The sequence below is a fragment of the Magnetospirillum sp. SS-4 genome (assembly GCF_902729425.1).
Taxonomy (GTDB): domain Bacteria; phylum Pseudomonadota; class Alphaproteobacteria; order Rhodospirillales; family Magnetospirillaceae; genus Phaeospirillum.
In genome coordinates this window covers 1-9,789 of sequence record NZ_CACVCH010000086.1, presented here as the reverse complement: position 1 = coordinate 9,789, position 9,789 = coordinate 1, and the positions used below count along the sequence as shown (strand labels likewise).

Annotated in this window: 10 protein-coding genes and 1 pseudogene; 9 read left to right on the top strand and 2 right to left on the bottom strand. The window is 67.3% G+C overall.

Annotation, left to right across the window (positions count from 1 at the left end):
- Both MTBSS4_RS15925 and lpxC read left to right on the top strand, forming a co-directional pair.
- A pseudogene (locus MTBSS4_RS15925) lies at nucleotides 1-324 on the top strand (hypothetical protein); the annotation flags it as partial.
- 171 nt (nucleotides 325-495) lie between these two features.
- Nucleotides 496-1,482: a UDP-3-O-acyl-N-acetylglucosamine deacetylase gene (gene lpxC / locus MTBSS4_RS15920; RefSeq protein ID WP_254432603.1), complete on the top strand. Its 987-nt coding sequence runs from the start codon at nucleotides 496-498 to the stop codon at nucleotides 1,480-1,482.
- A 9-nt stretch (nucleotides 1,483-1,491) separates the two neighbouring features.
- Here the strand turns inward: lpxC and MTBSS4_RS15915 are convergent, their stop codons facing one another.
- Complete coding sequence (locus MTBSS4_RS15915) at nucleotides 1,492-2,172, bottom strand: pyrimidine 5'-nucleotidase (RefSeq protein WP_173984391.1); 681 nt, start codon at nucleotides 2,170-2,172, stop codon at nucleotides 1,492-1,494.
- Nucleotides 2,173-2,286: 114 nt separating this feature from the next.
- Between MTBSS4_RS15915 and MTBSS4_RS15910 the strand changes: the two genes are divergently transcribed.
- The 3 genes from MTBSS4_RS15910 to MTBSS4_RS15900 are packed head-to-tail and all read left to right on the top strand — an operon-like array spanning nucleotide 2,287 to nucleotide 6,683.
- Complete coding sequence (locus MTBSS4_RS15910; protein ID WP_173984390.1) at nucleotides 2,287-3,963, top strand: diguanylate cyclase; 1,677 nt, start codon at nucleotides 2,287-2,289, stop codon at nucleotides 3,961-3,963.
- Nucleotides 3,960-5,228 (top strand): DUF2336 domain-containing protein, encoded by a 1,269-nt coding sequence (locus MTBSS4_RS15905; protein WP_173984389.1) that lies wholly within the window; start codon nucleotides 3,960-3,962, stop codon nucleotides 5,226-5,228. The genes MTBSS4_RS15910 and MTBSS4_RS15905 overlap by 4 nt, the downstream gene beginning before the upstream one ends.
- Nucleotides 5,229-5,273: 45 nt before the next feature.
- Nucleotides 5,274-6,683 (top strand): DNA recombination protein RmuC, encoded by a 1,410-nt coding sequence (locus MTBSS4_RS15900; RefSeq protein WP_173984388.1) that lies wholly within the window; start codon nucleotides 5,274-5,276, stop codon nucleotides 6,681-6,683.
- A gap of 6 nt (nucleotides 6,684-6,689) precedes the next feature.
- Here the strand turns inward: MTBSS4_RS15900 and MTBSS4_RS15895 are convergent, their stop codons facing one another.
- The gene (locus tag MTBSS4_RS15895) at nucleotides 6,690-6,929 is read right to left on the bottom strand and encodes a CDGSH iron-sulfur domain-containing protein (protein ID WP_173984387.1); all 240 of its coding nucleotides are present in this window, start codon (nucleotides 6,927-6,929) and stop codon (nucleotides 6,690-6,692) included.
- 210 nt (nucleotides 6,930-7,139) lie between these two features.
- On the opposite strand from MTBSS4_RS15895, the gene MTBSS4_RS15890 reads away from it, so the two are divergent.
- The 4 genes from MTBSS4_RS15890 (at nucleotide 7,140) to MTBSS4_RS15875 (ending at nucleotide 9,730) form a co-directional block, all read left to right on the top strand.
- Nucleotides 7,140-7,679, top strand: a complete 540-nt coding sequence (locus MTBSS4_RS15890) for a PAS domain-containing protein (RefSeq protein ID WP_173984386.1) — start codon at nucleotides 7,140-7,142, stop codon at nucleotides 7,677-7,679.
- A gap of 14 nt (nucleotides 7,680-7,693) precedes the next feature.
- Nucleotides 7,694-9,013 (top strand): methyl-accepting chemotaxis protein, encoded by a 1,320-nt coding sequence (locus MTBSS4_RS15885; protein ID WP_173984385.1) that lies wholly within the window; start codon nucleotides 7,694-7,696, stop codon nucleotides 9,011-9,013.
- A gap of 105 nt (nucleotides 9,014-9,118) precedes the next feature.
- Nucleotides 9,119-9,433, top strand: coding sequence for a thioredoxin TrxA (gene trxA / locus MTBSS4_RS15880; protein WP_173984384.1), 315 nt, complete (start codon nucleotides 9,119-9,121; stop codon nucleotides 9,431-9,433).
- Nucleotides 9,434-9,508: 75 nt separating this feature from the next.
- Entirely contained in the window at nucleotides 9,509-9,730 is a 222-nt protein-coding gene (locus MTBSS4_RS15875) for a hypothetical protein (protein ID WP_173984383.1), read from the top strand.
- Nucleotides 9,731-9,789: the final 59 nt, after the last annotated feature.

Below are 9,789 nucleotides of genomic sequence, written 5' to 3'. Positions count from 1 at the left end.
GCCTGCGACCAGATCGAGGAGGTGATCAATTCCATCAGCGCCTCGATCTCGGGACGGCTGGAGGTATTCGACAAGCGCACCCGCGAGATGTGGGAGAACATCTCCCAGGACGAGTTCCGCTCGGTCAAGGGCATGATCGAACGCTACCACGTCACCATCGGCTCGGCGCTCTGCGGCCTGACCGTGAAGATGAGCGCCTTCGCCAGGATGTTTCCCCGTCCCCAGTCGGGCGGCCCCATCAAGCGCGCCGACTTCATGATGACCGAGATGATCCAGGGCATCGACCTGATCCGCGACGTCGACAAGCAGTTCTCGGCGCATTGAGGGCGCGGGCGCCGTCCCGCAAGGCCGTCGGCGGCTTTGAAATATTTGGCAACAATGATTGATTTGAGGGCTGGACCCCCTGCTGCTAGACCTATCAGCGTGAAAAGACAGGGTTCGCGGCGGCCGCAACGGCCACACAAGATCGCGGCCGACACCGATAGGGGACCAGGCGTGACTCATATCCTTGCCGACAAGCTGTCCGGAACCGCCTTTTCCGCCGATCTTTCCGAACATTCCGCCGTGCGCGCCCGCACGCTGAAAAGCAGCATCGGCTGCACCGGCATCGGCCTGCATTCCGGGGCCAAGGTCACCATGGTGCTGCGCCCGGCCGAGGCCGGTACCGGCATCCGCTTTCGCCGCGTCGACATCAGCGGCGGCGGCGCCATCGTTCCCGCCCTGTGGTCCCTGGTCCACGACACCCGCATGAATTCCTGCCTGCGCAACGACGACGGCGTGGTGGTCGGCACGGTCGAGCATCTGATGGCCGCCCTGGCCGGCATGCAGATCGACGACTGCCTGATTGACATCAACGGTCCGGAAGTGCCGGTGATGGACGGCTCGGCCGCCCCGTTCCTGTTCCTGATCGAATGCGCCGGCGTGGTCGAGCAGGCCGCTCCCCGCCGCGCTGTCAAGGTGCTGAAGCGGGTGACGGTGAAGGACGGCGACCGCGTCGCCTCGCTCACGCCCTCGCCGGGCTTCTCGGTGCGGTTCGAGATCGATTTCGCCAGCGCCGCCATCTCCCGCCAGGAATTCTTCGTCAACCTGTCCCGCGGCACCTTCAAGTCGGAAGTGTCCCGCGCCCGGACCTTCGGCTTCGAGCAGGAGGTTTCCATGCTGCGCGCCCACGGCCTGGCCCGCGGCGGCTCGCTGGACAACGCCGTGGTGATCGATTCCACCGGCACCCGCGTGCTGAACGACGACGGCCTGCGCTATCCCGACGAATTCGTTCGCCACAAGGTCCTGGACGCGGTCGGCGACCTCTATCTGGCCGGGGCGCCGCTGATCGGCCATTTCCACGGCATCCGCTGCGGCCATGCGCTGAACAACCAGCTGCTGCGCGCCCTGTTCGTCGATTCGACCGCCTGGGCCATGACCACCATCGCCCCCGGTTCCGCCGCCGCGCCGTTTGCGACCGCGCCGCTGCGGGCTATCGCCTGACCGGTTCCGTCACCGTCCCCCCATTCCTTCCAGCCAGCCGGTCAGATCGTCGGTGATGTGGTGGACATGGGACAGGTCGGTCTCGTCCTGGCCGAGCACGGCGGTGTCGGGGTGCCCTTCCTCGCGCACCCACAAGGTGGTCATGCCGATGGCGGCGGCCGGCGCCAGATTGCGGTGGATGTCCTCGACCATCAGCGCCGAGCGGGGGTCGACGGCGTGGCGCAGCACCATGGTCCGGTAGCATTCCGGCTGCGGCTTGGGCACGAAGCCGGCGGCGCGGATGTCGAAGATGCCCTCGAAATGCCGGCTGATGCCGAGACGGGCCAGCACGTTCTCGGCATGGCGCTCCGAACCGTTGGTGAAGATCAGCTTGCGTCCCGGCAGCGCCGCCAGGGCGCGGTCCAGCCGGGGGGCGGCGTCCAGCACGGTGCAGTCGATGTCGTGGACGAAGGACAGGAACGCCTCCGGCTCGATCTTGTGGACCAGCATCAGCCCGCGCAAGGTGGTGCCGAATTCGCGGTAATAGCGTTTTTGCAGGACGAAGGCGTCGTCCAGCGTCATGTCCAGGCGTTCGGCGATGAAGCGGCGCATGCGGATGTCGATCTGGGGAAACAGGCTGGACGCCGCCGGATACAGCGTGTTGTCGAGGTCGAAGACCCAGGTCTCGATGGCGGAGGGAAAGAGTGTCATGGGTGATAGGTAGCCTCGCTCCGGCGGCAAAGCAAGGAGCGCGGTTAGGGGGTCGTTAAACCGACATGCCTATGGTATGGAATTACGCCCGTAACCACAGGGATTCCGGATCGGATGGACCCCACCGGCGACAGACAGCGTGGACGCACCGCCTTCGGCGGCAGACCCGGGGTGACGCTGGCCCAGGACGGGCTTGCCGCCTTTCCGGGGCCTGCGGTGGTGCTGGATCGCGACGGCCAGGTGCTGACCGGCAACGGCCGGTCCGAGGCGCTGGCCGCCGCCATCGCCCAGGGGCGCCTCACCTGCCTCGCCGACCTGCTGGCCCGGCCCGGTGCGACGGCGGTGGAAAGCCTGCCCATGCCCAGCGGCGGCACCACCATCCTCGATCTGGTCGCCCTGCCCGGCGAGAACGGCTGCCGGCTGGTGGTGGGGCGCGACGTCACCCTGGAACGCAACCTGCGCGCCGCCCTGGTGGAATCCCGGCAGCGATACAAGGATCTGGTGGAGATTTCCAGCGACTTCGCCTGGGAGATCGGGCCGGACGGCCGCTTCGTCTTCGTCAGCCCCAAGGGAGCCATGGGCTTCGCCGCCGAGGAACTGGTGGGGCGCAAGCCGACCGATTTCGTCCTGTTCGAGGACGGCCAGCACGGCCCCAGCCCCTTCGAGACCAACATGGAGATCGAGGACGTCGAGGTGTGGATGCGCCAGAGCGACGCCACCCAGGTCTGCCTGCTGGCCTCGGCCACGCCGATTCGCGGCGAGCGCGGCGAGTGGAAGGGCGCGCGCGGCGTCTGCCGCGACGTCACCCAGGAACGGCTGCGCGACGCCGCCCTGTCGCGGGCCAACAACCGCGAGCGGCTGCTGGGCTATATCGTGCGCACCATCAGGGACGAGGTCGATCCCGCCGACATGCTGAAGACCGCCGCCGAGGCGACGGCGCGGGCGTTGGGGGCGTCCGGCTGCCAGATCTTCCGCATCCTGCCCGATGCCTCGGATTTCGAGCTGGCCGCCCTGTCGGGCGCGGCCGGCGACGAGGGGGCGGTGCTGGATTCCTTCCTGGGGTCCGATCACTTCGACGGCGACCTGGAGGGTTGGCGGGTGCTGGCGACGGTGTGCCGCTACCGTCATTCCATCAACGGGGCCGTGGTGCTGTGGCGCGGCCAGGACCGCGCCCCCTGGAGCGACGACGACCGGCTGCTGATCGACGACGTCGCCAATCAGGTCGGCCTCGCCGCCGAGCAGATCGCCAATCACGAACGGGTGGTGCGATTGTCGCGCACCGACGGCCTGACCGGCCTGTTCAATCGCCGCGCCTTCTTCGACGAGATTTCCCGCCGTTTCACCCGTCTGGCCCGCGAAGGCAAGCCGGCCACCCTGATCTATGTGGATCTCGACAATTTCAAGGCGGTCAACGACGTTCACGGCCATCAGATGGGCGATCAGGCCCTGCTGGCGGTACGCGAGCTGTTGCTGCATCACACCCGCCCGATCGATCTGGTGGCCCGGCTGGGGGGGGATGAGTTCGCCATCTGGCTGGAAAGCGCCGGCGAGTCGATCGCGGTGCAGCGCTGCGAGGCCCTGCTGGCCGCCGGCAAGGCCGATCTGGAATGCTATTCCGGCAGTCCGGACAAGCCGCTGCACTTCTCGCTGGGGGTGGCGGTGCATGGCGGCGGCAGTTCCGAGACCATAGAGGAGCTGATCGCCCGCGCCGACAAGGCCATGTACGAGGTGAAGCGTAGCGGCAAGGGCGCCTGGAGGATGGCGCCGCCGGTCGGGAGCGGGGAAGCGTGAGCGGATTTCTGAAACGGCTGTTCGGCGGGACCTCCCGGCCGCTCGACTACGACAAGGCCAAGGAACTGGCGGCGCATCCCGATGCCAGGGTGCGGTCCGAACTGGCCGAGCGCCAGGACGTCAAGGCCGAGATTCTCTATTTCCTGGCCGAGGACGTCGACCCCGACGTGCGTCGCCGCGTCGCCGCCAACGTTCTGGCCCCGGCCCAGGCCAATCTGCTGCTGGCCTCGGACCAGAACGACGCGGTGCGCGGCGACCTGGCCGCCAAGATCACCCGCATCGCCCCCGGCCTGACCGCCCAGGAGCAGGACCGCCTGCGCCGGATCACCTACGAGGCGCTGGAGGTGCTGGCCCGCGACCAGATTCCGAGGATTCGCCAGATTCTCGCCGAGGCGCTGAAGGACGTGGCCAACGCCCCGCCCGAGGTCATCCGCCGTCTGGCCCGCGACGCCGAGCTGGCGGTGGCCGAGCCGGTGCTGCAATTCTCGCCGGTGCTGAACGACGACGACCTGCTGGAGATCATCGGCGCCAACCCCATCCCCGGAGCGCTGGCCGCCATCTCGCGCCGCTCGGTGGTCAACACCCGGGTGTGCGACGCCATCGCCGCCACCGACGACGTGGACGCCATCGCCGTGCTGCTGGGCAATCCGTCGGCCCAGATTCGGGAAGAGACCCTGGACCGCCTCGCCGACCGCGCCGCCGACATAGAAACCTGGCACAAGCCCTTCGTCGAGCGGCCGCAACTGTCGGCCAGGACCGCCGGCAAGCTGGCCCGCTTCGTTGCCGCCAGCCTGTTGCAGGCCATGGCCGCCCGCCGCGATCTCGGCGACGAGGCGGCGGCGGCGGTGGCGGCGGTGGTGGCACGCCGCATCGACGAGATCGAGGGCGCCGCCGAACCCAAGGGCGTCTCGGACGAGGCCGCCCTGCTCAACCGGGTGCGGGGATTGCGCGCCGCCGGCCAGCTGACCGAAACCGCCATCGATACCGCCCTGTCGTCGGGCGACGCCGCCTTCGTCGTGGCGGCGCTGGCCGAACTGGCCGGCCTGTCGCAACGGGTGGTGCGCAAGGTGGTCGAGACCCAAAGCGCCAAGGGCATCGTTTCCATCGGCTGGAAGGCCGGCATGTCGGCCAGCTTCGGCGGTCAGTTGCAGATCAAGCTGCTGCGCCTGCCGTCGGGGCGGATCTTGCAGCCCCGGGCCGGCGAACATCCCCTGTCCGCCGACGAAATGGAATGGCAACTGGAATTCTTCGGCGCCCAGGGATAAGCCGGGCATGCCGAAAAATACGTTTCTGATCCGGGATTTCCGCGCATGACCTATTCCATCGCCGCCGCCGCCCTGTCGCTGGCCGCCCTGATCGGGGTGGTGCTGCTGCTGCTGCGCCGGCCGCCCGACATCGCCGACCAGCTGGAACGGCTGGAACGCCTCTTGCGCGACGAGGCTGCCCGGGGGCGCGACGAAGCCGCCGCCCAGGCCCGCCTGGGACGGGAAGAGGTTTCCGGCATCATCCGCGCCTTCCAGGACGGGGCCCTGGCCCAGTCGGAAAAGAACCATACCGAGCTGCGCCTGCTGGTGGAGCAGAAGCTGGCCGAGTTCCGCGCCGATCAGGCCACCCAGGGCCGCAACCTGCGCGAAGAGGTCGCCACCGGCCTGAAGCAGCAGGGCGATTCCCTGGCCAATACCCTGAGGGAGCGGCTGGAGACCGTCACCAGGGCGGTGACCGAGCAGACCCGCGCCATCGCCGAGCAACTGGACAAGCTGCGCGGCGAGAACACCGCCAAGCTGGAGCAGATGCGCCACACCGTCGACGAGAAACTTCAGGGAACCCTGGAAAAGCGGCTGGGTGAATCGTTCAAGCTGGTCAGCGACCGGCTGGAACAGGTCCACAAGGGCTTGGGCGAGATGCAGTCGCTGGCCAACGGCGTCGGCGACCTGAAGCGGGTGCTCACCAACGTCAAGACCCGCGGCACCTGGGGCGAGGTCCAACTCGGCAACCTGCTGGAACAGATCTTCCGCCCCGACCAGTTCGCCCGTGAGGCCAATTGCCGCAAGGGCAGCCTGGAGCGGGTCGATTACGCCATCCGCCTGCCCGGCAAGGGCGATGGCGATCCGGAAGTGCTGCTGCCCATCGATTCCAAGTTCCCCAACGAGGATTACGAGCGGCTGCAAATGGCGGTGGAACGCGCCGATCCCGAGGCGGTGGAGGCCGCCGCCAAGGCCCTGGAAACCAGAGTGAAGCAGTTCGCCCGCGACATCCGCGACAAATACGTCAATCCGCCGGTCACCACCGATTTCGCCATCCTGTTCCTGCCGACCGAGGGTCTCTATGCCGAGGTGCTGCGCCGCCCCGGCCTGCTGGACATGATCCAGCGCGACTACAAGGTGGTGGCCGCCGGCCCCACCACCCTGGGGGCCATCCTCAACGCGGTGCAGATGGGCTTCAAGACCATGGCCATCGAGAAGCGCTCCAGCGAGGTGTGGGAAATCCTGGGCGCGGTCAAGACCGAGTTCGGCAAGTACGGCGAGGTGCTGGACAAGGTGAAGAACCAGCTTCAGACGGCGGCCAACACCATCGACGCGGTTGCCGTCCGCAAGCGCGCCATCGACCGCCGCCTGCGCTCGGTCGAGGCCATCCCGGATGCCGGGGGCGAGCCCCTGCTCGGCCTGGGCGTGGGCGCCGCCATCGAGGACGTGGGCGAGGACGGGGCCGAGGCGGTCTGATCGTCGCTATAGCGTCTTGTGGGTTCCGTCGCACAGGGCGCCCTTGCGGCTGGCCTTGCAGCCGCAGAAATACAGCGTGCCGGCCTTGTCCGGGGTATGGGCGACGGGGGCCAGGCTCGTCCCCTTGTGCGAGCCGTCGCAGAACGGCTGGGCGGCGGAGCGGCCGCAGGCGCACCAATGATAGGTCTTGCCGGCCTCCACCTCGACGGCGTAGGGGGCCTTTTGGGCGGCAACGGGATCGGTCATGGCGGGCGCGCTCCATGCGTCGGGAATAATTGTTTCACAGAGATGGGGATTGATCCTTGGTTGATCAACCTGCCGTCGTCGTCACGCAGGATTGGTGGAGTAGAAATAAATTAAATCCCCCTTAATATTGAGGGGGCTCTTATACCTTGCGCGTAGGCAGTAACACTGATATCCCAATACTTGGGTATTGGGGATATGGGGAGCATATGCATGGAGCGGTCGCGCGTCAGCCTTTCCGGCAAGGAACGGACCTTTTCACCGGATGAATTGATCGTCAGCAAGACCGACCCGAAAGGTCGTCTGACTTACGTCAACGACGTTTTTCTCGCGGTCAGCGGCTATACCGAGCAGGAGGTGATAGGCCAGCCCCATTCCATCATCCGCCATCCCGAGATGCCGCGCTGCGTGTTCAAGCTGCTGTGGGACACCATCTCCAGCGGCCACGAACTGTTCGCCTATGTGAACAACATGGCCAAGACCGGCGACAATTACTGGGTCTTCGCCCACGTCACCCCCAATTTCGACGCCGCCGGCCAGATCGTCGGCTATCATTCCAACCGCCGGGTGCCCGAGGCGTCGGCGCTGGACAAGATCAAGCCGCTGTACCGCAAGCTGCTGGAGGAGGAGAACCGCCACGCCGACCGCAAGGCCGGCCTCGACTCGTCGTGGCGGATGCTGAATCAGGCGGTGGCCGACGCCGGTTTCGACAGCTACGACCGCTTCGTCTTCGCCATCACCCCCAACAGCTGAGCGACGGAGCGATCATGAGCAAGACCCTTCGATCCGAGGCGGGCTCCGTCAGGCTCGCCCTCCTGATTCCCGCCCTGGCCTGCGCCGCCGCCTGCGCCGCCGCCCTGGTCTCGACCGGCGCCGCCCAGACCGCCCTGGTCGGCGTCGCCCTGGCCGCCGCCCTGGCCGGCGTCATCGTGGCCCTCAGGGTCGGCTCGTCCATTTCGGCGGTGGCCGACGATCTGGCGGGCGCCGTCCAGGTCCTCGCCAAATCATCGGCCGGCGATCTCAATGTCCGCGTTCTCGGCATTCGCCGCGACGACGAGATCGGCGTCTTGCTGCGCAACGTCAACCGTCTGCTCGACCTGACCGAGGCCTTCGGCAAGGAAGCGTTCGCGGCGGTGGAATCGGCCAATCACCGCAAGTACTTCCGCCGGATCATCGCCACCGGCATGCGTGGCGACTTCATCCAATTCGCCCGGACCATCAACGCCTCGCTGGGCCTGATGGAAAGCCGCGACGCCGAATTCATCGATTTCGCCAACAATCAGGTCAAGCCGGTGGTCAACGCCGTCGCCGCCGCCTCCACCGAGCTGGAGGCCTCGTCGGGGGCCATGTCGGCCCAGGCCACCGACACCACCCGCCAGGCCATGACGGTGGCCGCCGCCGCCGAACAGGCCTCGGTCAATGTTCAGGCGGTGGCCTCGGCGGTCGAGGAATTCTCGGCCTCCATCCACGAGATCAGCGCCCAGGTCAACCGTGCCGCCCAGGTCGCCGCCAACGCCGCCGTGGTGGCGTCGCGCACCGACACCACCGTGCGCGGCCTCGCCGAGGCGGCCCAGCGCATCGGCGCCATCGTCAGCCTGATCAACGACATCGCGTCCCAGACCAACCTTCTCGCCCTCAACGCCACCATCGAGGCGGCCCGCGCCGGCGAGGCCGGCAAGGGCTTCGCCGTGGTGGCGGGCGAGGTCAAGAACCTCGCCAACCAGACCGCGCGCGCGACCGAGGACATCACCTCGCAGGTGTCGCAGATCCAGGGCGTCGCCGCCGAGGCCATCACCGCCATCGAGGAAATCTCGCGCACAGTGGGCGAGATCGAGGAGGCGTCGTCCGCCGTGGCCGGGGCGGTGGAGGAGCAGAACGCCGTCACCCTGGAGATCGCCCGCAACGTTTCCGAGGCCGCCGCCGGCGCCTCGTCGGTGTCGTCGGCCATCATCACCGTGCAGACCACCGCCGGCGAGGCCACCGAATCCGCCGAGCAGGTGGCCCAGGCGGCGGCGGAACTGTCGCGCCAGTCCGAGACCCTCAGCCGCGAGGTGGACGGTTTCATCGTTCGCATCGTCGGCAGGTAACTTGACGCTGGGGCGGCCGCTTTCTACAGTGGTGTCTCCGGTCGCGGTCGTGACCCGCCGGTGCGGAGGCTGCTCCGTCTTTTGAATTCGACAAGGAACGTATCTATGAAGAACGTGACCGATTCCTCGTTCGAGGCCGATGTGCTCCAGGCCACCGGTCCGGTCCTGGTGGATTTCTGGGCCGAATGGTGCGGCCCCTGCCGCCAGATCGCCCCGGCGCTGGAGGAACTCGCCGGGACCATGGCGGCCAAGGTTTCCGTGGTCAAGATCAACATCGACGAGAATCCGGCGACTCCCGGCAAGTATGGCGTTCGTGGCATCCCCACCCTGATGATCTTCAAGGGTGGCCAGGTCGCCGCCACCAAGATCGGCGCCTTGCCCAAGAGCAAGCTGTTCGAATGGGTCGAGTCCAGCCTCTGACCTGACCCCCGCGCCCCTATGCGAGCCCCGCCCCACCTGTGGCGGGGCTCTGTTCGTTCCGAAAGCTCCCCGACCATGGCCGTGCAGGACGACGAAGACCGCCGGCGTCTGTTCGAGGCCGTTTACCGGTCCCTCGACCAGGACAGTGCCGCCGACCTGGACACCTTTGCCCGCCATGTCCTGCACAATGGCGCCCTGTGGGATCGGCTGGCCGACGCCTTTCCCGCCGCTTCGGCCTCGACCATGCGAAGCGTGATGATGGAGGCCTTCGCCGCCTGGCAGAAGGAACGGCAGTGATTGCAATTCGTTTACATTATGTTTAATGGAATATTACATGGTGATGCCGTGACGTTACA